General features: G+C 62.9%; 27 protein-coding genes and 1 other RNA gene. 12 read left to right on the plus strand and 16 right to left on the minus strand.

What is annotated here, in order from left to right:
- Window positions 1-26 precede the first annotated feature (26 nt).
- The 5 genes from dapF (at window position 27) to WA070_RS03805 (ending at window position 4,623) form a co-directional block, all read left to right on the plus strand.
- Entirely contained in the window at window positions 27-827 is an 801-nt protein-coding gene (gene dapF, locus WA070_RS03785; RefSeq protein WP_422632909.1) for a diaminopimelate epimerase, read from the plus strand.
- On the plus strand, window positions 828-2,141 hold the full coding sequence (mtaB, locus tag WA070_RS03790) for a tRNA (N(6)-L-threonylcarbamoyladenosine(37)-C(2))-methylthiotransferase MtaB (RefSeq protein ID WP_422632823.1): 1,314 nt from the start codon (window positions 828-830) through the stop codon (window positions 2,139-2,141).
- On the plus strand, window positions 2,138-3,076 hold the full coding sequence (gene ftsY / locus WA070_RS03795) for a signal recognition particle-docking protein FtsY (protein ID WP_422632824.1): 939 nt from the start codon (window positions 2,138-2,140) through the stop codon (window positions 3,074-3,076). The genes mtaB and ftsY overlap by 4 nt, the downstream gene beginning before the upstream one ends.
- Window positions 3,077-3,179: 103 nt before the next feature.
- Window positions 3,180-3,839 carry a septation protein IspZ gene (gene ispZ, locus WA070_RS03800; RefSeq protein WP_422632825.1) on the plus strand — a complete coding sequence of 220 codons (660 nt, stop codon included), beginning with the start codon at window positions 3,180-3,182 and terminating at the stop codon, window positions 3,837-3,839.
- 169 nt (window positions 3,840-4,008) lie between these two features.
- Window positions 4,009-4,623, plus strand: coding sequence for a superoxide dismutase (locus WA070_RS03805; RefSeq protein ID WP_422632826.1), 615 nt, complete (start codon window positions 4,009-4,011; stop codon window positions 4,621-4,623).
- 48 nt (window positions 4,624-4,671) lie between these two features.
- Here the strand turns inward: WA070_RS03805 and WA070_RS03810 are convergent, their stop codons facing one another.
- The 13 genes from WA070_RS03810 to mscL all read right to left on the minus strand — a co-directional run bounded on the left by WA070_RS03810 (window position 4,672) and on the right by mscL (window position 15,129).
- Window positions 4,672-6,207: a methyl-accepting chemotaxis protein gene (locus WA070_RS03810; RefSeq protein ID WP_422632827.1), complete on the minus strand. Its 1,536-nt coding sequence runs from the start codon at window positions 6,205-6,207 to the stop codon at window positions 4,672-4,674.
- A complete protein-coding gene (locus tag WA070_RS03815) occupies window positions 6,204-6,428 on the minus strand; it encodes a hypothetical protein (protein ID WP_422632828.1) in 225 nt (74 codons plus the stop codon). The genes WA070_RS03810 and WA070_RS03815 overlap by 4 nt, the downstream gene beginning before the upstream one ends.
- Before the next feature lie 158 nt (window positions 6,429-6,586).
- Entirely contained in the window at window positions 6,587-6,937 is a 351-nt protein-coding gene (locus WA070_RS03820) for a (2Fe-2S) ferredoxin domain-containing protein (RefSeq protein WP_422632910.1), read from the minus strand.
- Complete coding sequence (locus tag WA070_RS03825; RefSeq protein WP_422632911.1) at window positions 6,910-7,458, minus strand: J domain-containing protein; 549 nt, start codon at window positions 7,456-7,458, stop codon at window positions 6,910-6,912. The genes WA070_RS03820 and WA070_RS03825 overlap by 28 nt, the downstream gene beginning before the upstream one ends.
- Window positions 7,459-7,521: 63 nt before the next feature.
- An RNA gene (rnpB, locus tag WA070_RS03830) (RNase P RNA component class A) lies at window positions 7,522-7,942 on the minus strand.
- Window positions 7,943-7,991: 49 nt separating this feature from the next.
- Window positions 7,992-8,690 (minus strand): N-acetylmuramoyl-L-alanine amidase, encoded by a 699-nt coding sequence (locus WA070_RS03835; protein WP_422632912.1) that lies wholly within the window; start codon window positions 8,688-8,690, stop codon window positions 7,992-7,994.
- A 137-nt stretch (window positions 8,691-8,827) separates the two neighbouring features.
- Window positions 8,828-9,703, minus strand: a complete 876-nt coding sequence (locus tag WA070_RS03840) for a CheR family methyltransferase (RefSeq protein ID WP_422632829.1) — start codon at window positions 9,701-9,703, stop codon at window positions 8,828-8,830.
- Window positions 9,703-10,785 carry a chemotaxis protein CheB gene (locus tag WA070_RS03845; RefSeq protein WP_422632913.1) on the minus strand — a complete coding sequence of 361 codons (1,083 nt, stop codon included), beginning with the start codon at window positions 10,783-10,785 and terminating at the stop codon, window positions 9,703-9,705. Before WA070_RS03845 ends, WA070_RS03840 begins: the two co-directional genes overlap by 1 nt.
- A 74-nt stretch (window positions 10,786-10,859) precedes the next feature.
- Window positions 10,860-11,225 (minus strand): response regulator, encoded by a 366-nt coding sequence (locus tag WA070_RS03850; protein WP_422632830.1) that lies wholly within the window; start codon window positions 11,223-11,225, stop codon window positions 10,860-10,862.
- A gap of 82 nt (window positions 11,226-11,307) precedes the next feature.
- Window positions 11,308-11,745 carry a chemotaxis protein CheW gene (locus tag WA070_RS03855; RefSeq protein WP_422632831.1) on the minus strand — a complete coding sequence of 146 codons (438 nt, stop codon included), beginning with the start codon at window positions 11,743-11,745 and terminating at the stop codon, window positions 11,308-11,310.
- 5 nt (window positions 11,746-11,750) lie between these two features.
- Complete coding sequence (locus WA070_RS03860) at window positions 11,751-14,129, minus strand: chemotaxis protein CheA (RefSeq protein ID WP_422632914.1); 2,379 nt, start codon at window positions 14,127-14,129, stop codon at window positions 11,751-11,753.
- A gap of 147 nt (window positions 14,130-14,276) precedes the next feature.
- Window positions 14,277-14,546, minus strand: a complete 270-nt coding sequence (locus tag WA070_RS03865) for a hypothetical protein (RefSeq protein WP_422632832.1) — start codon at window positions 14,544-14,546, stop codon at window positions 14,277-14,279.
- A gap of 145 nt (window positions 14,547-14,691) precedes the next feature.
- Window positions 14,692-15,129, minus strand: coding sequence for a large conductance mechanosensitive channel protein MscL (gene mscL, locus WA070_RS03870; protein WP_422632833.1), 438 nt, complete (start codon window positions 15,127-15,129; stop codon window positions 14,692-14,694).
- Window positions 15,130-15,230: 101 nt separating this feature from the next.
- Between mscL and WA070_RS03875 the strand changes: the two genes are divergently transcribed.
- Genes WA070_RS03875 through WA070_RS03890 form a run of 4 tightly spaced genes read left to right on the plus strand, consistent with a single transcriptional unit; the run spans window position 15,231 to window position 17,845 of the window.
- A complete protein-coding gene (locus WA070_RS03875) occupies window positions 15,231-15,833 on the plus strand; it encodes a LemA family protein (protein ID WP_422632834.1) in 603 nt (200 codons plus the stop codon).
- A 4-nt stretch (window positions 15,834-15,837) separates the two neighbouring features.
- Window positions 15,838-16,629: a TPM domain-containing protein gene (locus WA070_RS03880; protein ID WP_422632835.1), complete on the plus strand. Its 792-nt coding sequence runs from the start codon at window positions 15,838-15,840 to the stop codon at window positions 16,627-16,629.
- Window positions 16,629-17,306 carry a TPM domain-containing protein gene (locus WA070_RS03885; protein ID WP_422632836.1) on the plus strand — a complete coding sequence of 226 codons (678 nt, stop codon included), beginning with the start codon at window positions 16,629-16,631 and terminating at the stop codon, window positions 17,304-17,306. Before WA070_RS03880 ends, WA070_RS03885 begins: the two co-directional genes overlap by 1 nt.
- Entirely contained in the window at window positions 17,303-17,845 is a 543-nt protein-coding gene (locus WA070_RS03890) for an NUDIX hydrolase (protein ID WP_422632837.1), read from the plus strand. Before WA070_RS03885 ends, WA070_RS03890 begins: the two co-directional genes overlap by 4 nt.
- A gap of 84 nt (window positions 17,846-17,929) precedes the next feature.
- On the opposite strand, the gene WA070_RS03895 is transcribed toward WA070_RS03890, so the two are convergent.
- Window positions 17,930-18,382: a DUF6456 domain-containing protein gene (locus WA070_RS03895; protein ID WP_422632838.1), complete on the minus strand. Its 453-nt coding sequence runs from the start codon at window positions 18,380-18,382 to the stop codon at window positions 17,930-17,932.
- 98 nt (window positions 18,383-18,480) lie between these two features.
- Here WA070_RS03895 and WA070_RS03900 point away from each other — a divergent pair, with 98 nt between their 5' ends.
- Complete coding sequence (locus WA070_RS03900) at window positions 18,481-19,044, plus strand: helix-turn-helix domain-containing protein (protein ID WP_422632839.1); 564 nt, start codon at window positions 18,481-18,483, stop codon at window positions 19,042-19,044.
- 59 nt (window positions 19,045-19,103) lie between these two features.
- Window positions 19,104-20,276, plus strand: a complete 1,173-nt coding sequence (locus tag WA070_RS03905) for a glycosyltransferase (protein ID WP_422632840.1) — start codon at window positions 19,104-19,106, stop codon at window positions 20,274-20,276.
- On the opposite strand, the gene WA070_RS03910 is transcribed toward WA070_RS03905, so the two are convergent.
- On the minus strand, window positions 20,238-21,905 hold the full coding sequence (locus WA070_RS03910; RefSeq protein WP_422632841.1) for a molybdopterin-dependent oxidoreductase: 1,668 nt from the start codon (window positions 21,903-21,905) through the stop codon (window positions 20,238-20,240). The two genes, WA070_RS03905 and WA070_RS03910, sit on opposite strands and share 39 nt — an antisense overlap.
- A gap of 111 nt (window positions 21,906-22,016) precedes the next feature.
- On the opposite strand from WA070_RS03910, the gene modA reads away from it, so the two are divergent.
- Window positions 22,017-22,787, plus strand: coding sequence for a molybdate ABC transporter substrate-binding protein (gene modA / locus WA070_RS03915; RefSeq protein WP_422632842.1), 771 nt, complete (start codon window positions 22,017-22,019; stop codon window positions 22,785-22,787).
- A 33-nt stretch (window positions 22,788-22,820) separates the two neighbouring features.
- Here modA and WA070_RS03920 read toward each other — a convergent pair whose 3' ends face one another.
- Window positions 22,821-23,567: an HAD-IIB family hydrolase gene (locus WA070_RS03920; protein ID WP_422632843.1), complete on the minus strand. Its 747-nt coding sequence runs from the start codon at window positions 23,565-23,567 to the stop codon at window positions 22,821-22,823.
- Window positions 23,568-23,590 lie beyond the last annotated feature (23 nt).

Raw genomic sequence — 23,590 nt, forward strand, 5'->3', positions numbered from 1 at the left:
TATCTGAGCACTACATGCCCGCCATCATGGGACGCTTCTCCAAAATGCACGGGCTGGGCAACGATTTCGTCGTTATCGACGCGCGTGACCACGCGGTCGATATGACGCCAAGCCGCGCGCGCGCCATTGCGGATCGGCATGCCGGGATCGGCTGCGACCAGCTTATCGTCATCGGTCATGCCGACGATGCCGATGTGTCGATGCAGATCTTCAACGCCGATGGCAGCGAGGTGGAGGCCTGCGGCAACGCTACGCGCTGCGTACCCTTGTTCGTCGGGCGCGACGTGCTGATTCGGACCAAGGCGGGACTGCTCGACGCCCGCGCCGTCGATGGCGGGGCCAGCGTAGATATGGGCGCGCCGCGTTTCGAATGGGACGCGATTCCGCTCGCTTACCCGATGGACACGCTGACCATGGGCGCAAGCTGGGAAGACCTGCCCGCCCCCGCCGCTGTCAATGTCGGCAATCCGCATGTCATCTTCTTCGTGGACGATCTGAACGGTGTGAACTTCGACCACCTCGGCCCGCTGATCGAGCATGATCCGTTATTTCCGGCCCGCGTGAACGTCAACTTCGCGCAGGTCTTGAGCGAGCACCATGTCCGCCTCGTCGTATGGGAACGCGGCGCTGGCCTCACCCGCGCCTGCGGCACCGGCGCATGTGCCACGGCCGTCGCGGCGATCCGGCGCAGGCTGGCAAGCGGCCCGGTGACCGTCAGCCTGCCGGGCGGCGATCTGGTCATCGACTGGACGCCGGGCGGCACCATCCAGATGACCGGCCCTGCCACCCATGTCTTTGATGGCGAGGCGGACTGGACGCGTTTTTAGATGCCGCCGGAAATCATCACACTGGGTTGCCGCCTCAACATTGCCGAAAGCGAAGCCATCCGTGAAATGGCGGCGGGGCAGGACGACCTGATCGTCGTCAACAGCTGCGCCGTGACGGCTCAGGCCGTCAGCCAGACGCGGCAGGCGATCCGGCGCGCGCGGCGGGCAAATCCCCAGGCACGGATCATGGTGACGGGATGCGGGGCCCAGACCGAGCCGCAGTCCTTCGCTGCCATGGCTGAGGTGGATGGCGTAATCGGCAATCGGGAGAAGATGGAGGCGGCCAGCTATCTGCCAGCTTCACGGCACTCTGCATCGCTCAAAGGCAGTGAGACCCCAGCCTACGCTGGGGTGACGGATGGGTTATATGGGGCGGAGAAGGTCAAGGTCTCCGACATCATGGCCGTGCGGGAAACTACGCCGCATATGGCCAGCGCCTTTGCCGATCACACCCGCGCCTTTCTGGAGGTGCAGAATGGCTGCGACCATCGCTGCACCTTCTGCATCATTCCCTATGGTCGGGGGAACAGCCGCTCGGTTGCCGCCGGGGCCGTGGTCGACAAGGCCAAGTCGCTGGTCGATGCGGGCTATAGAGAGATCGTCCTGACCGGGGTCGACGTCACCAGCTATGGTCCCGACCTGCCGGGTAGCCCATCGCTGGGGCTGCTGGTCGAACGTATATTGAAGGGCGTGCCTGACCTGCCCCGCCTGCGCCTGTCTTCGATCGACAGCGTGGAGATAGACGAGCGTCTGTTCGACCTGATCGCACACGAACCCCGGATGATGCCGCATCTGCACCTGTCGCTGCAGGCGGGCGACGACATGATCCTCAAGCGCATGAAGCGGCGCCACAGCCGGGCCGACGCGATTGGCATCGTGGAACGGCTGAAAAACGCGCGCCCCGCAATCAGCATCGGCGCGGACATCATCGCGGGCTTTCCGACCGAGGATGAAGCGATGTTCGCGAACAGCCTGAAACTGATCGAGGAATGTCACATCGTTCATGGGCATATTTTCCCCTATTCGCCGCGCGCCGGCACGCCCGCCGCGCGCATGCCGCAGGTCGATCATGCCACGATCAAGGCCCGCGCGGCCCACCTGCGTGCTGCCTGCGAAGGGCAGCGGAAGGCCTGGCTCGCCAGCCTGATCGGCACCACCCAGTCAGTGCTGGTCGAGCGCAGCGGCATGAGCGGTCATGCGGAAAATTTCGCGCCAGTGCGGTTCGATACGCCGCAGCGTCCGACTTCCATAGTAAGCACCACAATCACAGGGCTTGAGAAGAACGGGCTGATCGCGCAAGAGGCTGGGCAATGACAGATACCGGCAACAGCTGGCGCGACCGCCTTTTCGGCGGGTTGAAGCGCACTTCCGACAGGCTAGGCGAAAACCTCACCGGCCTATTCACCAAGACCGCGCTCGATGACCAGACGCTCGACGAGATCGAGGAAGCGCTGATCATGTCCGACCTTGGTCCGGCGATGGCGGGTCGGGTGCGCGAGCGGTTGTCCGAAGGGCGCTATAACCGCGAACTGACCGAGGAATATCTGCGCGAGATCATCGCGGAGGAGATCGAAAAGGTGCTGGCTCCGGTCGCCCGCCCGCTGGAGATCGAAGCCTTTCCGCGCCCGCAGGTCATCCTCGTCATCGGCGTCAACGGGTCGGGCAAAACGACCACGATCGCCAAGCTGGCCAATAATTTCCTGGAGCAGGATTATGGCGTGATGCTGGCGGCGGGCGATACGTTTCGCGCGGCGGCCATCGGCCAGCTCAAGATTTGGGCCGAGCGACTGGGCATTCCCATCGTAGCGGGCAAGGAAGGCGGCGACGCGGCGGGCATCGTGTACGACGCGGTGAAGCAGGCAACGGCGACGGGCATCGACGTGCTGATCGTGGACACGGCAGGTCGGTTGCAAAACAAGACTGAGTTGATGGACGAACTGGCCAAGGTCCGCCGCGTGCTGGGCCGATTGAACCCGGCCGCCCCGCACGACGTTGTGCTGGTTCTGGATGCCACCACGGGACAGAATGCGTTGAACCAGATCGAAGTTTTCAAGGAAACCGCACAGGTTACCGGGCTGGTCATGACCAAGCTGGACGGCACGGCGCGCGGCGGCGTGCTGGTCGCGGCTGCGGAAAAGTTTCGTCTGCCCATCCATGCTATCGGCGTGGGGGAAAAGATCGAGGATCTGCGCCCCTTCGATGCTGGCGACATGGCGCGGGCGATCGCCGGAACCGCTTATGCGCGCTGATATATTTCATCCGTCATGCCAGCGGATGCTGGCATCTCTCTTTCTTCCGACTACCGCCCAGAAAAGTGGCATTCCAGCCTGCGCCGGGATGACGGAGTAGAATATGATCGACACCAAACCCGCACCGCAGCCCAAGCATGGCGGCACGCTCAGCCTGGCGCTGGATTTCGGGCCGCTGCTGATATTCTTCCTGAGCTACAAGGGCGCGGGCTGGCTATGGGGTGCGAATAATCCGATCACGGCCATGACGTTCGGCACCGCCGCCTTCATGATCGCGATCATCGTCGCTGTCATCATTTCCAAGGTGAAGCTGGGCCGTGTGTCGCCGATGCTGTGGCTGTCGGCGCTGCTGATCCTGTTCTTCGGCGGCCTGACCATCTATTTTCACGACCAGAGCTTCATCCAGATCAAGCCGACCATCATCTACGCCTTTTTCGCGTTGATGCTGCTGGGCGGGCTGGCGCGTGGCAAGCCGTTGCTCAAATATCTGCTTCAGGCCGCCTATGACGGGCTGACCCATGAAGGGTGGATGAAATTGTCGCGCAACTGGGCGATCTTCTTCATCGCCATGGCGATCGCCAACGAAGCGATGCGCCGGTCGATGAGTTTCGACACATGGCTGGCGGTCAAGGTGTGGGGCGTGACGGTGATATCCGTCCTCTTCGCGGGCGCCAACGTGCCGATGCTGCTGCGCCACGGCCTGAGTCTGGGCGACGAACCGGCCAGCGACGACATTGGTGAGACCAGCCCGCCGCAGGGGTAAGCCCCTATTTCTGCGATCGTTTCGCAATAGGCACATATCTATTTCCATGTGCGTTGAGCGGGCATATGGCACGGCTGCGGCGGCGACCACGCCCCGCCCGAACCATTGAACCAACCGGCCGCGCCAGCCGTTGTGCGACCGTTCCCTAACGAGACCGAGGAGTTCCGTCATGGCCTTTGTTCTGCCCGACCTGCCCTATGCCAAGGATGCCTTTGGCGAGATTTTGTCCGCCGAAACCTTCGACTATCATCATGGCAAGCATCATAATGCCTATGTCGTGAAGGCCAACGAACTGGTCGCCGCCGACGCGAGCCTGCAGGGCAAGTCGCTCGTCGAGTTGATCAAGACGGCCAAGGGCGGTCTGTTCAATCAGGTCGGCCAGATCTGGAACCACACATTTTACTGGCACTCGCTGTCGCCGACCAAGACCGCACCAACGGGCGAACTGCTTGACAAGATCAACGAAGCATTCGGATCGGTCGATGCGCTGATCGAAAAGATAAAGGCGGAGGCCGTAGGCCATTTCGCCAGCGGCTGGGCTGCGCTGGTCCTGAAGGACGGCAAGCTGGAAGTCACCAGCTATCATGACGCCGACACGCCCGTTGCACATGAAGGCCATGCGCCACTGCTGATCCTCGATGTATGGGAACATGCCTATTATATCGACTATCGCAATCTGCGTCCGGCCTATGCCGAAAAGATCCTGAAGGAAGCGATCAATTGGGACTTCGCTGCCCAGAATCTCGACGGTCAGGGTGCAAGCCGCGCCGACCAGAAGGGCTGATCCGATTGATGAACCCCCGCGCTTATGATGGCGTGGGGGTTCATGTCGTCAGGCAGCTTCCAACTGCGCGACGAAAAGATCGGTGGCGCGCTGTAAGTTTTGCGCCGTACGCGACAGGCCAGTGGCCGCACAGGATACGCGCCCCGACAGAGTTTCCGTGTTGCGCGCGACGTCGGCTACCCCCTCGATCTGCTGCGTCATCAATGTCGCATCGCGCGCGGTGTCGCGGGCCGACTGGTTGATCGCCGCCGCTGCATCGCGCTGGTCAGCGACGGCGCGCTGGATTGCATCGGCGGCACCCGCCAGTTGTTCGACAGCGCCAGCCACTTCGGACAGCGCATCGCGCGCCACCCCCGCCCCCTGTTGCGCCGACCAGGCCAGCGTTTGAATCTCTCCGGTCGCGCTGGTCGTCTGACTGGCCAGTTGCTTGACCTCCGCCGCCACCACGGCAAAGCCACGCCCGACCTCTCCCGCCCGTGCTGCCTCGATCGTGGCATTGAGCGCGAGCAGGTTGGTCCGTGCAGCGATGTCGGTGATCGAATCGGCAAAGCTGGTGATCGATCCAGTTCGCCCTTCCAGTTCCTGCACCGCTGAATAACCGGCACTCGACACGCGCTGCGCTTCTCCGCCCAATGTCGCCTGCTGATGCGCGGAGGTGGCGATCGCTGTAATCGACTGGGACAGGCGCTCGATGCGGCTGGACAGCAACGCCGCGCTGGCGGAGGATTGCTCGGCGGCGGCGGCGGTTTCGCCCGTGCCCAGGCTGGCGCGGCGGGCGAGATCGTTCAACAACTGCGCGGACTCCTCCAGTTCGTGCGTCGCCGCGCCGACCGCACCCACTATGGCAGATACCGACTGGCGAAAGTCGCGCACCAAGGCGAGAGTCTGGGTCCGACGATCAGCGGCCATGCGCATCTTGTCCGCTTCCTGCGCACGGCGAAGCGCTGCTTCGCGTGCGTCGGCTTCCCGACTGGCTGCCATCGCCGATTCGGCGGCCTCACGACCTATCTGGGCCTGCTGCGCCAGTTGTTCGGACCCCGCCAATGTTCCGTCGAGTGCGACCAGCATCGTGCGCAACCGCACGGTGACATAGGATAATATGCTCGCTTGCAGAATGACGGCGACGGCGTGGACGCAGACGCGCTGGATATCCTCGCCACCAGTGAAGACCCAGACCGGCGACAGGAAATTCAACGCAAGATGGTGAACCGCGATCAAACCCGTACACAGCAGAATCGGTCGCCAGTCATACAGCAGTGCCAGTCCGGCCAACGCGACGAAGAAATACATATGGCCGTCCATCTGCCAACTATGACCCGACAGCAGAAACAGGCCGATGGCCGGCTGAACCGCCGCCAGCGTACCCATGATCAGCCGGGCCGTCCTGTCGCTGCGATGGCGCACCACCATGATCGTGGGCAGAATGTTGGCCAGTACGGACAGAAGCATAGCCCGCCCGCCATGTTCCAGTCCCAGTGTCAGCGCCATCGCCCCCAGGGCGAAAGTCCACAGGATGCTGGCGGCGACCAGTATCCGCATCCCCTGGAGACGCAGGCGGTCGAGGCTGTTGACGGCGCTCATCATGCCGGCGTTCCACATCCGCGCGCATCGCTGGCCAGCGTTATGACGCCATTTTTTAGCAATGGTCCTGCCAGACGATCACTTTCCCCCTGCACCACCAGCGATCCGGCCCATGGACCGGCCGCAACCAGCCGACCACCATGGGCGACCGCCGTCGGCACCAGCGACAGGCGCGCGGTAGCCGTCAACGGGACCAACAGCATGAGGCCGCGCGCGGGCGGCATGGCGTAGAGAGTCAGAAGGCCGCAAAACCCAATGGCCAGTTGACCAACCAGGGGTGAATAACGCCATAAGGATGCTGAAGAGATCATTACATCCAATTAGGCGGCATTGGTAAGGATTGCTTTAACGATCCTAAGCAAAGCAACGCTATTTCATATGGTTACGGCTTCGTATCGACCAGTTTCAGGCCGTGCGCCAACTCGTCCAGATCAGCGCCGGGCCGTACCAGCAACCATTCGCGACTGTCCGCGCCGCTGACGACCGTTACGGCACCCTTGGGACAGATGCCCAAGCAATTCACTTCGATGATCCCTGCGCTAGCCTTGCGCCCTTTCTTGATCGACAGGTGCCGACGCAGCGCTTTGCTCAACCGTTCTTTACCGTCCGGGCCGAATCCGCCGTCCAGTTTTTTATCGCATTTGCGGCACACCAATATCGCGTTGCGCCAGTTGGAACGGACATGATCCTTCACGCGCCCATCTCTTAATCCACCGCGCCCCGAGGCTTCCAGGTCCGCCGTTCTTCGGCGCTGCGCAGCACTTCATAGGCTGCCTGGATCGTCTGGAACCGGACGGCGGCCTGTGCATCGCCGGGTTTGACGTCAGGATGATATTCCTTCGCCAGACGCCGCCAGCTTGCCTTTACCGCCACGAAATCAGCGTCATCTTCCAGTTCGAGCGCGGCGAGCGCGTGCATTTCGTCGCGCGAGCGGGTGCCGTCGCCAGGGCCGCCCCAGCTATGATAGGCGCTGCCCTGATAGCCACCGGCATCCCGGCGTTCATTATGTTCGCGGGTTGCACGCTCTTCGTCGTCCAGCCCCTGAAAATAATCCCAGTTGCGATTATATTCGCCCGCATGTTCGGCGCAGAAATACCAGCGCTCCGGGCTGTTGGGGGATTTGGGCGCCGGGCAGTTGCCTGCCTGATTACAGCCATAGCGGTCGCACATGCGCACCTGCTGCGCTTCGCGGGAAGCGCCATAGCTGCGCCAGCGGGGAAAGCCCCAATCATTGGATCGGCTGTTGCGTGACATATTGACTGCGTAGGGATTGCGGGGTGGAAACACCACCCCGCGCCGCCGCAAAAGTGGGATGAAAATGCCAGAGGGCCTGTAAGCCGGGTTTTGTCCACCCCCAGCTTGCGCCGGAGGATAGGCGACCATTCCTCTAGGGACCGGATTACTCCGGCCCTCAAGCAACCAACCCGGGCGATCTCGGCCGAAACAGGCCTAGCAGTCCAATCCTTGCAGACTGGCTGCGCGCCGCCCCTATTCGGTCTTGCTCCCGGTGGGGTTTACCGTGCCGCCTTGCGTTGCCGCAGACGCGGTGCGCTCTTACCGCACCCTTTCAATTTCGCCCGCCCGAAGGCTTAGTCGTGAGACTGAGGCGACCTGCTTTCTGTTGCACTGTCCCTTGGATCACTCCAGCCGGTCGTTAACCGGCACCGTTATTTCGTGGAGCCCGGACTTTCCTCGCCGTGGAAGTTACCCGCCACGCCGCGGCCGCCCGGCCCTCTGGCACTGGCGCGTCTATACAATTCAGTGCGCCAAGTCATCCACCTTATTCATCATTCATCGCCGCGCGGCTTAGGCAGTAACAGCGCCAGCAGGATGGCGCGACACTCGCCGCAGATTTCGCCATCGATCAGTTCCGGGCGAAAGCGCCGCTGGAATGCCACCACCGCCGCCTTGGGATCGGCAATGTCATAGCCGAAGCGTTCGAGCGCCAGCATGAAGCCGCCGTCGGTCCAGTGCGGGTCCATCAGATTCTTGGTCGGGCGTGGCAGGGCCAGACGCAAGCGGGCGAGTTGATGCCAAGGGAAGAGTTCGCCCGGATCCTGCTTACGCGCGGGGGCGATGTCGCTGTGCCCGACAATATTGCCGCGCGTGATAGCATGACGCTGGATAATGTCGTGGATCAGCGGGATCAGCGATCCCATTTGCGTCTGAGGAAAGGGACGATAGCCCCATTCATGCCCCGGATTGACGATCTCTATGCCGATGCTGGCGCTGTTGATGTCGGTCACGCCACGCCAGAAGGATCGCCCGGCATGCCAGGCACGGTCGCCCTCATCCACCATATGTATGACCTGACCATCTTCGGTCACGACATAATGGGCCGATACCTTTGATTCGGGGCTGGCCAGCCAGTTGATCGCGCTCGCGGCGTCCGGCATGCCGGTATAATGCAGCACGAGCATGGAAATGGGCAGGCTGCGCGTGTCGAAATTGGGCGACGGCGTATCGATCATCGGCATGCCCGTCATCGGAAAGAACCCGTCACCATCGCGTTGCACATCCCGTCGCCAACCGCCCAGCATGACTGCAAACGACGTGGCCGCGACAATGACGCACCGCAGCCGCGCAATCAAGCGTGGTCGATGGCGGAGTTACATGCGTAAGGTCAACCGGCGCGCGATAGTCGGCCGATAGCGCCATGCGGCAAGGCGGCCTGCCGGATGTAGCCGCCGCGAAATTCGGGATGGGCGGTGAAATCATCGCCCTGCCCGATCACGGTTTCGCCCGCGCCCAGCAGCAGCACCGAATGGTCATGCGCGTGGCGCGCCAGCAGCGCCAACACCGTCTTGCGCCGCTGCGGCGTGAAATAAAGCAGGACGTTGCGACACAACAGCAGATCATATGCGCCCGAAGGAGCATGGGCGTCGAACAGATTGTCCTGCCGGAACTGGACCATGCGGCGCAGTTCGGGACTGGCGCGCCAGTTATCGCCCATCGGCTCGAACCATTTGATGAGATCGCCGACCGCCAGCCCGCGCTGCGCATCCATTTGCGAAAAGATGCCCGATCGTGCCTGCTTGATCGCGGTGCCCGATATATCGGTCGCCAATATCTCGATGCGCCATCCGTGCCACCGGTCCGCATCATTGCGCAAACGGATGGCGAGCGAATAGGCTTCCTGCCCCGTCGAACAGCCCGCGCTCCAGATGCGGAGCAACCGGTCCTGCCGCTTGGCCTGGATAGCGGGCAGGATTTGCCGATGGATCATGTCGAAAATCTGGAGATCGCGGAAAAAGCTGCTTTCGTTATTGAGCAGCGCATCGACCACATCACGCTCCAGGTCCGGCGCACCCTTGCCCAGCAGGCGAGCGGCCAGATCGTCTATGTCGGAAAGGCCATGGATTTTCAGCAAAGGGCGCAGCGCCGTTTCCATGCGCCATGCGCGCGCTTCCGACAATATCTGCCCGGTGCGCGCTTCCAGCAGGCCGGACAGGATGCGCGCTGCGCCTTCGGAACTGGATGTCGCAGGGGGATAAGACATCAAGCACTAACCTTCCCGCGTCTTGCGACGAAATTCATAATGGCGTCCGGCTCCAGCACCGCGCAGGTCAGCCCCGCGCCTGCGACCGACCCCGGCATGCCCCACACCACGCTGCTCGCTTCATCCTGCGCAACGATCCAGCCGCCCGCCTGCACGATATCGCGCGCGCCAGCCGTCCCGTCGCGGCCCATGCCGGTCAGCACCACGCCTGCTGCTCCCGCGCCATAGATGTCCGCCATGCTGGCAAACATCGGATCGACACCGGGCAGATTCCCGGCCGGTGTCCGTTCCGGGTTCAGCGCAATGATGACCCGACCATGCAAGCCACGGCGCAACTGGATATTGGCGTCACCTGGCGCGACATAGACGGTGTCCGGGGCCAGAAAGTCGCCAGTTTCGGCCACCTTGACGCGCAGACTGGTCATGCGGGTCAGTTGTTGGGCGAAATAGACAGTAAAGCTCGCGGGCAGATGCTGCGTCAGCAGCACCGGAACACCAAGGGGGGCCACAAGGCCCGCGAATAATTGTCCGAGCGCATGGATGCCGCCAGTCGACGCCCCGATTCCAAGGCAGGCAAGCGGCTGAGCCGCAGGCTGCACCTCTCGCGGGATCAGCGGCTGGAACGACGTCGAGCGCAAGGGCCGATCCGCAAAAAGCCGGTTCAGCCGATCGATCAGCGTGAGCGAAAATTGTTCGCCGAAACTGCCGCTGCCCGGTTTCGACACGATCTCGCTGGCGCCCAACGCGAGCGCCTCGACAGCGACCGCGCTGCCTTCCTCGCAATTACCTGACAGGATCGCCACCTTGGCCCGCGCATTGGTGCGAAGGATAGCCGGCAATGCTGCAAGGCCGCTTTGCCCAGGCAGTTCAATGTCCAGCAGCACAAGATCCACAGCCTCTTCGGCCAGATAGCCCAATGCCAGTTCCGCGCTGTTCGTCTTGTGAACGACGCGATAACCCGGATCGGCATTCAGGATGCGTTCGATGACCGTACGAACGACGACGGAGTCATCGACGACCAGTGTCCGAACGGGCCTCGGTTCAGTGTCGGGACTGGTCATGATCGGCACGGTGGCGGTCATCATGCAGAACTTTCTGGAACGAAAGATGGAAAGGCGGTGCGCAGGCTCCTGAAGCTGGTAACGAAATCAGCCGCCTAGATGATGCCGACGATCGCCAGTTTGCTTTCCAAGGTTTCGCGATCGAACGGCTTCATCACATATTCGTCAGCGCCTGCCTCTACTGCGGCCTTGATATGGCTGATGCCGTTTTCGGTCGTGCAGAAAATGATCTTAGGCCGGACTGCCATCTTGGCGCTGGACAAGGCCTGAAGAAATTCCATGCCGCTCATGACGGGCATATTCCAGTCAAGCAGCACCACATCTGGCGCCGACGCTTCGCACTGGGTCAGCGCATCACGCCCGTCCACCGCTTCGTTGACCGTCAGGTCGAGCGATTCGAGGATGTGGCGAGCCACCTTACGAATGACCTTCGAATCATCGACAACCAGGCAATTCTTCATGACGCGTCCTTTTATATTTTTCCCGATTGGACAGGCTTAACCGGCAAAACCAAGTATTTGGTAAACGAGGCGATGATCCGTTCTATGCCGCCTGAGCCAGGCTGCCGCCTTCGATGAAAGTGGCAAGCGAGACCAGCAGCCAGGGATGACCGTCCTGCTCGACGATGGAATGGGCGTAGGGCTTCCATGCCGCGTCCAGTTGCCCCCTTAGTGGCAACTCGCCTTCGGGCACACGGCAGATGTCCGACACGCTGTCGACCATCAGCCCATAGCTGTGTCCAGCAATATCGGCGATGATGGCCAATCCGCGCTGTTCCGGCGGCGTGGCGACACCCCGGATCAGCGCCGCGACGTCGATGATCGTCAGCACCCTGCTGCGCAGGGCGGACAGCCCGGCGACATGCGCGCCCATGCCCGGCACCGGCGATACGTCAGTCAGCTTGACCACCGCTTCGACCTCTCCGGTCTCGACCGCGATGCGCGTTCCCGCCAGGGTTGCGAACAGATAGAGTCGGTCCATGATCTTTACCCCCGTCCGCCAGAGATCGCCGCCATCAGGGCGTCCTGATCGTAGCGATAGATGCTGGTATCCTGCGGCCCTGACGAGCGCGCCGACGGCCGCAGCCTGACGACCCGACACCCTGCCATCTCGGCCATGATCCCGGCCTCCTGCGCAGTGTCCGCAGCGGTACACAGCACGACATCGAGCGCGTCGATCGCGCCGTCGTCGGGCAGGCCAAGCACGACGTCATGCCCCGCCTGACGCAATAGCGGCGCCAATATCTCGCGAGTCCAGCCATCTTCGCCATCGGCCAGCAGGCATCGACCGCGTGATCGTTCGACGATGCCCTCGTCGGGCAATGCGGCAAACAACGCAAAAGGGTTCACAACTTCCAGATGCTCGCCTTCGATCACGGCGACGCCGCTCAACATCCCGTGCATGGCGACCATATCGGGGACAAGCGGCATTTCGATAATGTCCAGCACCGCAGCGACGGGATAGCAGACTTCCCGCATGTCGTCGCGCAGGCGCAGGGCGCAGACATGATCGGTCGCAAAATCCGACAGGCCGTTGACGACCGGCACCAACCGGCCATCCAGCCGCACGAAGGCGCGATTGCCCGAACGGCCAAAAAGGCTTGAATCTATATCCTCGACCCGTTCGATCAGGGACAGTTTGAGCAAGCGCCGCTCGCCCGACATTTCCTCGAACCGCAGGGCGGCCACCATTTCGACCCCAACCTGCGCGTCGGCTTCTTCCTCCAACCGTCGCGCCGCGCGGTCGTCCAGCACGTTGGACAGGCCCGCGGCATTGGCCAGACCCGCCGCATCGAGCAGCAGCATCGGCGTGCCATTATCGGGCAAGGTCATGCCGGCATAGACGCCCGTCGCCATGACCAGCGGGGACGCCGGGCGGATCACCAGTTCCTCATGATTGTCGACCGCTGCGACACCCATGGCATAGGGCACGCCCGAGCCGGAACGCACGACCATGATGGCGCGCGGCCCATGCTGGTCGCTCAACGCCATGCCAAGCACCTGTTCCAGGTCGATCATCGAATGACGGACGCCTCGAATCGTCGCGATCTTCGCGCCGCCCACTTCGCTGATCTGTAGCGTATCGTTGTTGTCGTGCAGGATTTCCACGACCGCTGCACGCGGGATCGCAAAATGAAGCCCGCCCGCACGCACGACGAGGCCAGGAATGATGGTCAGCGTCAATGGCACGCGCAACGTGATGCACAGCCCCTGCCCCGGCTGGTTGTCCAGCGCGATGACGCCGCCTATTCGTTCCACATTGGCGCGCACGACGTCCATGCCCACACCACGCCCGGAAATGGCGGTGACTTGCGCCGCTGTCGACAGGCCGGGGGAAAAGATGAGGTCGAGCCGTTCGCTTTCGGACAGGCGCGCCGCGGCTTCGGGCGTCAGCCGTCCGTCGGCGACCGCCTTTTCCACCAGCCGCACGCTGTCGATGCCCGCGCCATCGTCGCTGACGGCGATGACGATCTGATTGCCCGACTGGCGCGCCTCAACCCGCAACTTGCCCATTTCGGGCTTGCCCGCCGTGCGGCGGCGTTCGGGCGTCTCGATCCCATGATCGATGCTGTTGCGCACGATATGGGTGAGCGGATCGACGACCATCTCCACCATCTCGCGGTCCATTTCGACGTCGCCGCCCTCCAGCCGCAGATCGATACTCTTGCCAAGGTCGCGGCCAAGGTCGCGCACCATGCGTGGGATCGCAGCGAACAGGCGATCGACCCGCTGCATCCGCGTCTTGGAAATGACATCGCGCATATCCGCGACGCAGGTGGACAGGCGTTCGAAGACATTGTCCAGTTCGGGGTCGGCCGATCGTTCGCGCAGCTTGCGGGACAATTCGTTGCGGACCAGCACCATGTCCGACACGCCGTTCATCAACTGGTCGATCAGGCTGAGCGGCAGGCGGATCGTGCGTGGGCCAGATTTCGCGCCAGTCGAACGCACAGCGACGGGCGCAACGGCGACCGACGTCGGGACGATGGCGCTCACCGGCTCGGCATTCAGAGCGGCAATCAGGAAATCGTCATTTTCGTTGGGCAGGGCAGCGCCGACGGCAACCGCTTCGGCCAGTTCGCCTATGCGATCCATCAGGCCCAGAACAGCGCTGACGGTCACAGGGTCGGCGATGCGATGCCCCGCGCGAATGTCCGACAGGACGTCTTCAGCCGCGTGGCTCAACCGTTCGAACCGTGGCAAGTTCAGGAAACCGCAGCTTCCCTTGACCGTATGAAAGAAGCGGAAAATCGCGTCCAGCCGGTCGGCATCGGACGGATCGGCTTCCCATGCCACGACCTCACCGGCCAACGCTTCGAGCGTCTCCTGGGTCTCGGATATGAATTCCTGAAGTAAATCGTCCATTTCCACGGCCTTATGGATGCGCGATGTCACCATGGGCGGGCGTGGTTAAAACCGGGTTAAAGACACGACGAGACGATTGCCCCGAAATATAAAAAGGGCGCCGCGATAGTATCGCAGCGCCCCGATCAGCCTTTCGGCAAAAGCAGCTTACTGCTGCTTTTCAACCGCGTCTTCAGCCTTGTCACCAGCTTCGCGGGTGGCCTCAGCCTTGTTTTCCAGCACGTCGGCAGCGTTTTCGGCCGCATTCTCAGCGCTGCCGCTCAGATTGTCGGCCATGGCTTCCATGTTGTCAGCCTGGTTATCAAGAGCGTCCGCCTTGTTTTCGTAAGCATTCTCAACCTGATTTTCCTTGGCGGAATCGCACGCGGCGAGCGCGACAAGGCTGGCGAGGCCAAGGATTTTGACGAAAGTTTTCACGGCGTTTTCTCCTGTTGCGCCCCCATGGGCAGACATCATTTGGCACCGGATTCCAACAGCGCAACACTGTTTGAAACCCTGACGCCGATCAACCGGCCGCGCGCAGGATGGTTCCCGTCTCACGCTCGTTTCGTCGCAAAAACGATTATTTTTTAAGAGAATCGCGGATTTCGCGCAGCAGCAATACGTCTTCGGGCGTGGGTGCCGGGGCAGCTGCCTCTGGCTCTGGCTTGGTCGTCAGCCTGTTCATGGCCTTGACCAACAGAAAGATGATGAAGGCCAAAATGACGAAATTGACGAGCACCGTCAGGAACTGGCCCCAGCCGAACATGGCGACGCCAGCGGCCTTCAGATCCGTATAGCTTTGCGGGTTGCCCTTGAAGCCTGCTGGCAGGTCGCCCAGTCGCACGAAATAGCCCGAAAAGTCCGCGCCACCGAAGATATAGCCAACCACTGGCATGATGAGGTCATCGGTCAGCGACTTGGTGATCGTGGCGAACGCGCCACCGATGATGACGCCGACGGCCAGGTCCATCACGTTGCCGCGATTGATGAAGGTTTTAAATTCGGAAATCAGCCCCATGGTTTTGGCCCTCTCTGCCATCAGCGATATAATCTGAATGGCCCGTTGCGCCGTTCAGGGCAACGTCCTATTTCAACAGCGTAACCATCTGAGGATGCTCCATGACGCTCTCGCGCCGCTTTTCCAAATTTCTGCTCCCCATCATGGGCGCTCTTGCCCTGTCCGCGTGCGGCATCAACAGCGTGCCGACCGCCGAAGAAGCCGCAAAGGCGAAATGGGCGGACGTTCAGGCGCAATATCAGCGCCGTTCCAACTTGGTCGGCAATCTGGTCGCTACCGTGAAAGCGGCAGGCAAGCAGGAACAGGATACGTTGGTCAGGGTAACGGAAGCGCGGGCCAAGGCGACATCCGTGCAGGTCAGCGCCGCCGATCTGTCCGATCCCGCCAAGGTTGCGCAGTTCCAGCAGGCGCAGGCGCAACTGAGCCAGGGGCTGGGCCGCCTGCTCGCTTCGGTCGAGGCTTATCCTGACCTGAAGAGCAACGAAAATTATCTGAGCTTGCAATCGCAGTTGGAAGGCACGGAGAACCGGATCGCCGTGGCCATTCGCGATTACAATGCGGCGGTGCAGGATTATAACACCCGCATCCGCACCTTCCCCGACGCGATCGGCGCCAAGATCATTCATGGGTCCAAGCCCATGACGCCGTTTCAGGCCACGACGCCGGGGGCGGAAGAAGCACCGAAGGTCGATTTCGGCAACTGATCGCGTGATTGCTCGCCTGATCCTGATCCTCACGCTGCTGGTGTCCGCACCGGCGGCGTGGGCGCAGACATTTCCGACGTTCGATGACAAAGGTGTGGTCGATGCTGCCAATCTGCTCGACCCCGCGCAGGAACAGGCGCTTAGCCAGAAGCTGGTCGCGGCCAAGCAGGCCAGCGGCAAATCGCTGGTGGTTGCGACCATCCCCGATCTGCAGGGCTATGACATAGCCGATTATGGATATCGACTGGGTCGTGCCTGGGGCATTGGCGACAAGGAAAGCAATGGCGCGATTTTGATGATCGCGCCTGCCGAACGCAAGATTCGGATCGAGGTCGGCTATGGTCTGGAAGGGACGCTGACCGACGCGCTGTCTTCGCAGGTCATTCGCAACGCCATTACGCCGCGTTTCAAGGCAGGCGACATGCCCGGCGGCATCGACGCGGGTGTGGACCAGATCACGACACTGCTGGCACTGCCCCCCGATCAGGCGAAGGCCCGCGTGGCGGCAGCGGCCGCCGATGCGCGCAGCCGCAATGACAGTGGCGGCGGCATCATGGGCTTCTGGATCATCCTGTTTGTCATCTTCTTCGTCGCCCTGCCGCTGTTGTCACGGGCGCGTGGCGGGAAGCGTTACGGACGTAGTGGTGGTGGCGCGCCGATCATCATCTGGGGACCGGGCATGGGTGGCGGTGGCTGGGGATCGGGCGGTGGTTCGGGCTGGGGCGGCGGCGATAGCGGCGGCGGATTTTCGGGCGGCGGCAGCTTCGGCGGCGGCGGCGCTTCGGGGGATTGGTGATGCACGTTTTGCTGACTGACGCCGATCGCGACCTAGTATCCAAAGCGGTGACCGAGGCCGAAGCGCAGACTTCGGGCGAGATCGTGACCATCGTCGCGCGCCGGTCCGACAGCTATCATGATGTCGGGTTAAGCTGGGCGGCAGCCGCAGCGTTCATTGCCCTCGCCCTTGCTGCTGCTTTCCCGCAGCATGTGCGCGCACTGCTGTCGATGATGCTGCGCGACTGGGATCATGAACTGGCCGACTGGAAATTGCTGACCGGGCTACTGGGTCTGGCGATCCTCAAATTCCTGATCGTCCGCTACATGCTGACGATCATGCCGCTGCGCATGGTGATGACGCCACGCGCGACGAAGGCACGCCGGGTTCGGCGGCGCGCCATACTGCTGTTCCGCACCGCCGCCGAAGCGCGGACGCGCGGACGCACCGGCGTGCTGATCTATCTTTCGCTCGACGAACATCGGGCCGAAATTGTGGCGGACCGGGCCATTAACGACAAGGTCGCTCCCGAAGCATGGGGTGCGGCGATGGCCGCGCTGATCGACGCCATCCGCGCTGGCCGTCCGGGCGAAGGCATGGCCGATGCAGTGACGCAGGTCGGCGCAGTGCTGGCCCCGCATTTCCCCCGCGACGATGACGACATCAACGAACTGCCCGACAGGCTGATCCTGTTATGAGCGATCCAGACCGCACCGCTCCGGAAGAGATCATGTGGGAGGGGCGTTTCATTACCGCCAAACGGCGCGGGAAATGGGAATTTGTCGGCCGCGCGCGCGGCATTCACGCCGCCGTCATTTTGGCGATCGACGAAGGTGCCGATGGTCGGCACGTCATTCTGGTCGATCAATATCGTGTCCCGCTTGGCCGACGCTGCATCGAACTGCCCGCCGGACTGGTCGGCGATCAGGAGGCGGGCGAGGATTCGGCCATCGCTGCGGGTCGTGAACTGGAGGAGGAGACCGGCTATCGGCCCGGTAGCCTCGAATCGCTGGGTGAGTTCTTCAGTTCGCCGGGCATGGTATCGGAGAGCTTCACCCTGTTCCGCGCGCATGACCTTGTTCGAACGGGCGATGGCGGCGGCGTGGATGGCGAGGATATTGCCGTTCATCGCGTGCCATTAGCCTCCATCGCCGACCAGATCGCCGCTTGGCGTGCAGACGGTTATGCGATCGACGTCAAGCTGCTGTTGTTGCTGGGTGCGGGCATGATGGAATGATTGTTTCCTGGCGAAAGCTGGAGGCAGGTTAAAATCGTGGGACTGGACCCCGGCCTTCGCCGGGGAACTACAATCGCAACGTCTTTACCTGACCCGATACCAATTCGCGACACGATCCAGCGCCAGTGTCAGTACCAGCTTGCCCGCACGGCTCGGCCAACCCAACGCTCGCTCCGCTGCAACCAACCCCTCGCCCGCGCATACGACCCGCCATAAAATGTCGGACAGGCCCGGCCCCGCCGCGCGAATCGCGCCGTCGAACCGTTCACGCGCGGACATTTGCACCATTGTCGGATCAGGTGCGCGTCCCCCTCGCCCCGGCTGACGCGGCGCGCCGTCCCATCGCATCGTCACCTGCACGCCCAGCCCGGCCTTTTCCCAGTCGGCCCGGAGCCGATCGCCCGCCACATACAGACGTTCGGGCAGATGTCCGCGCGCATGCAGCCATGCGAGCGGCGATTCGCCAATATGGACCATGACCCGCTGCGCCTGCCCCTGCGGGTCTTCGATCATCTGTTCGATATGATTGACCGCCATGCTTTGCCTCCTTCGCGCGACATCCAGGCGACAGGCCTTGTCATAGTGATCCATTTGTAGGAAAGAGAAAAACCAAATAGGTTATCGAACGAGGCCCAATGATCACTCGCATCCGCGAAGTCCGCAAGGCAAGAGGCCTGACGCTGGAACAGGTTGGCGCCTTGTGCGATCCACCAACGACCGCGCAGACGATCGGTCGTCTGGAAACAGGCACACGCACCGTCTCGGTCAATTGGCTCAATCGTATCGCGCAGGCACTGGCCGTCACCAGCGCCGATCTGGTCGCCATGCCGGGGCAGGCCGATGTGCCGGTCGCAGCCTTGCTCGGTCCCGATGGCGTGCGCGCGCCCACACGCCCGCTCGTCTTTCCCGGCCCGATCGCCACCGACGGCATGGTAGGCGTCCATGTCAGCGCCAGTATCGGCGATTACCGCAGCGGCGATTCTATCTGGTGCCGCCGCATCGGTCCGTCGGACTTCGGGAGCGCGCTCAATCGCGACATTCTGCTGCCCCGTCCGGCGGGACGCTTTCTGTTCGGCCGCCTGATCGGGCGAGAGGGCGACCGGCTGCAACTTCTGCCGCTGGGCGCGGGCGCGCGTCAGTTGGTGCTGACCGATCCGCCCTGGGCTGCCGTCGCCGAACAGCTGGTTCGACGGCTATAGCCACAAGGCGTCCGACGTCTTAACCATATAGCAAAGGCCGTGCTGTCAAAAGAGAGACCATGACACTTAATGTCCTTATGCTATCTACGCTCTTTCCCGACATCAGCCGGCCTAATTTCGGTGTGTTCGTGGAACGGCAGGCGCGCGAACTGGCCAGCCGGGAGGAAGCGGACGTTACCGTGGTCGCCCCGATCGGTATCCCGCGATGGCCCCTGTCGCTCGCCGCGCGCTACGCCCCGTTGCTGGCACTGCCGCGCAAGGAACGCTGGCGCGAACTGACCGTCTATCGCCCGACTTTCCCCATCATTCCCAAGATCGGCGGGCGCACCAATGTCTGGGCTATGACCCACGCCATCCTGCCGCTGGTCCGCCGCCTGCATGCGCAGCGCCCCTTCGACGTGATCGACGCCAGCTTCTTCTTCCCCGATGGCCCTGTGGCACAGCGCCTGTCGCGCGCGCTGGGCATCCCCTATTCGGTCAAGGCGCGCGGCGCGGACATTCATTATTGGGGAACGCAGCGCGGCACCCGCAAGATGGTGCAGCAGGCGGGCGATAAGGCGACGGGTCTGCTGGCGGTGTCGGACGCCATGCGTCGGTCCATGGCAAAGATGGGGATGGATGCCGACAAGATCCGCGTCCATTATACCGGGGTCGATCTTGATACGTTCGAGATTGTTGATCGGGCGGAGGCCAAGCAGACGCTGGATTTCAGCGGGCCGGTCGTCCTGTGCGTCGGCGCGCTGATTCCACGCAAGGGGCAGGATCTGCTGGTGCGGGCGCTGACCATGTTGCCGGACGTCACATTGCTGTTTGCAGGTCAGGGGCAATATCGCCGCGCCCTTGAAAATCTGGCGCAGGAGCTGGGCGTCGAACGGCGTATCGGTTTTCTGGGGTCGGTGCCGCATCACAAACTGCCGCGTATCTTTGCCGCCGCCGACGTGATGGCCCTGCCCTCTGCGTCGGAGGGGCTGGCCAACGCCTGGGTCGAGGCGCTTGCGTGCGGCACACCCATCGTCATCAGCGACGTGGGCGGCGCACGCGAACTGATCGACCGACCCGAAGCCGGGCGTATCGTGGAGCGTGATCCCCAGGCCATCGCCGACGCGATCCGTGCGATATTGGATGATCCGCCGGATCGGGACGCTGTGCGGGCCGCTGCGCTGCGCTTTACCTGGCGCGCCAATGGCGACGCGTTATTGGCGCATCTTCAGGGTATTGCTGCCTCGGGCTGAAGGCGGGATCGACAGCAGCCGCGCCCGTCCGTCCTCGGTTGGAAAGTAGCCGCCATCGAACGGCACTTCACCCCAGCGCCATGGCGTCAGTTCATCATAGGCCGGGTTCGAAATCGGCGCATGGCGGCGCAGGTTGAGCAGCCGCGCGCCATCATTGCCATAAGCGGTCAGCCGCACATGCTCGCGATAAATGTCGGCGGCGCGTTCATAGTGAAAGGCGTCACCCCAGCCCATCGCCTGCGCCACCTTCGTCACCATCCACCAGTCCGGGCGCGCTTCGCCGGGTAGGGAGAAGAGGCGGCGCTGGCGGCTGATGAGCCGGTCCATGCCGGTCAGCGTTCCGTCCTTTTCCACCCAGACGGCGGAGGGCAGCAGGAAGGTCCAGCCATCCCCCGCCTCCGCCACGGAGTCGGTTGCGCGGATTATCAGTGGCACGGCCTTGCTGGCGGCGCGGAGCCATGGCGCTGATACGGGGTCACTGCCGATGCTCCACAGCGCCTTGACCGAGCCGTCATGCATCGCCTGTAACAGTGCATCGCCATCCAGCCCCGGCCCGTCAGCCAACAGGCGCGCGCCCCAGAAACGAGCGGTGCTGGCGCGGGCGACAGTTCCAAATTCCTGATGGACCACCAGAGCTTTTGGCGTGCAGCCAACTTCGCGCGCGCCCATGCCATTGGCGGTTGCCGTCATGGCGAACGGCGCGGCACCCGGCCGCCCGATTCGGCCCGTCGCCAGATGGAAGTTCTGCACGGTGGCGGCGAGAGTCATATCCTCACCGAACAATGTCACTGTTCGCGACGATGCCGCCACCGCTTCGTAAAAGGCGCGGGTGGTGATGGGTGAGAGGCCAGAGGCCCGACCGACCGACCATATGTCGCGACCTGATCGCAACGTGTCCCAGAAGCCATCCGGCACCATGACCCGCCGGGCCAGATCGTCCGGGTCGATCACGCCGCTGTCATGGCAATGCAGCAGCAGCCCGGCCATCAACGCCGCCGCCCCGCCCGGCGCCACGGTCAGGCGCATGTCAGCCTCGATCTCCAGCCCCTGCCCCGTTTCGGCAATCAGGATGACCTGCGCGCCATGATCTTCGCGCGCCGCCACAACGCGATCCATCAGGATCGGGTAGGCCTGCGCGATGTCCGCCCCGGTCAGCAGGATCATGTCGGCGCGGTCGATATCCTCATAGGTGGCGGGCATGACATCCTCGCCGAACGCCGCCGCCTGCAGGGCGTCGATCCCGCCGCGCGATGGCGCATGGATATGGGCGGAACCCAGAAAGCCCTTGAACAGCTTATTGGCGACATAATAATCTTCCGTCAGCAACGCGCCGCCGACATGCAGCGCTACGCTGCCCGGTCCATGGCGGGCCAGCACTGTCGACAGTCGTCGTGCGATCTGGGCAATGGTGCGGTCCCACCCCTGCCGTTTACCCTCCACCAAAGGATGTAGCAGTCGACCGTCGAGCGAGGCCATAGCCCCCAGCCTGTTGGCGCGCGGGCAGAGCAATCCACTATTGGCGGGGTGCAACGGATCGCCTTCGATCCTGACGTGGCGGTCATCCCCGACGAACGCCCGCACGCCGCAACCGACCCCGCATTGGCCGCACTGGCTTTTGACGCTCATCACTTCAGCGGGAAATCCCGTTCCGATCAATCATCTGCGCGTCCTAGCGGATTGCCGACCTCGACAAAAGCGTTCGCCCTTGCGTGGCAGGGTTGCGGGCGGCAGACAGATGCCATGATCCTGATCCTGCGCATTTTGGCCCTTGCCTTGCTTGCCCTCGCCTCCGCTGGGCAAGCCGCCCCGAATGATCGGGGACCATTGGTATTGGCCGCCGCCAGTATGCAGGAGGCCATGACCGCCGCTGCCGATGCCTGGTCGGCCAAGGGCCATGCGCGCCCCGTGCTGTCCTTCGCCGGATCATCCGCGCTGGCTCGTCAGATCCGGGCGGGTGCGCCCGCCGACCTGTTCCTGTCGGCGGATGAGGAATGGATGACCGACGTCGAACGTGGCGGCTTTGTCGTGCGGGGAACGCGCGCCAATGTTGCGGGCAACAGGCTCATCCTGATCACGCAGTCCAGCAAGCCGGTGCGCCTGCGCATTGGGCGGGGAATGGCGATCGGGCGGGCGCTGGGCCATGGGCGGATCGCCATGGCCAATCCCGACGCAGTGCCAGCGGGCAAATATGGCAAGGCGGCGCTGATTGCGCTGGGCGTATGGCCACAGGTGCGGAACCGCATTGCGCGCGGGGAGAATGTCCGCACGGCGCTCGCTCTGGTGGAACGGGGTGAAACGCCGCTCGGCATCGTTTATGCCACCGATGCCAGAGCGGCCAGGAACGTAACGGTGGTGGGCGCTTTCCCGTCGGGTAGCCACCCACCGATTCGCTACCCCATTGCCCGACTGACCGCCAGCCGCAACAGGGATGCGGAAGGTTTTCGCCGATTCCTGCTGTCAGCGGCTGGCAAGGCCATATTGGTTCGCTACGGATTTACGACGTTGCGCTGACGAACCCAATCCGTACCGATAGCTGAACGGATATCATTTCTGGCAGGCGACGATCGCGTCGATCACCGACAATGTTTCCTGCGGATCGCGCACCCGCACAGTGTCCAGTCCCAGTTGCTTGGCCGGATAATCATTGCCGCCCGGAAAGATGGCGTCGCCGATGAACATCATCGCATCGAGCGCAATCCCGCTCGCGTCGCGTAGTTTTTTGAGGCCATAAGCCTTGTCCACGCCTTCGCGCGTGATGTCGATCGACGTCGCGCCGCCCATGTTGATCGACAGGCCCGGCAAACGGGTGCGCAGGTCGGCCTGGATGATCTTGCGCTTGGCAAAATCGGGATCCCACACGTCCTTGGCGTGGATCGGTGCCTGCTGACCCAGTGCAGAGAAGGTGATCTGGCTGCCGCGATCCTCGATCCGTTCGCCCCAGGTTTCTTCCGGGACGAAGCCAGTGGCCTCCAGCGATGCGTCGAACGCGGCGAGGATCGCGGCTTTCTGCGCATCCTCGAACAGTTCGGCATAAACGGGCGACCAGTCGCCATCCTTGTGCGTATAAAGTTTTGTCCCCGTCGTCGGCATCAGCCACAGGCGGGACAGATCCGCACTGGCAGGCAGGCGAGTGGCCACCTGCTTTTGAAATTGCGGCCAATCGCCCCCGGAAATGACGGCGACATGGGCGACGGTGAGCAGGCGCGCCAACGCCTCCCCCATCGGTTCGCCCAATGGCTGCTTGCTCTCAGCCAGCGTTCCGTCGAGGTCGAAAGCGACTAATGATTTCATGAAGAAACTCCGATGCGATAGAT

Origin of the sequence: Sphingobium sp., assembly GCF_049304695.1 — a bacterium.
GTDB lineage: Bacteria > Pseudomonadota > Alphaproteobacteria > Sphingomonadales > Sphingomonadaceae > Sphingobium.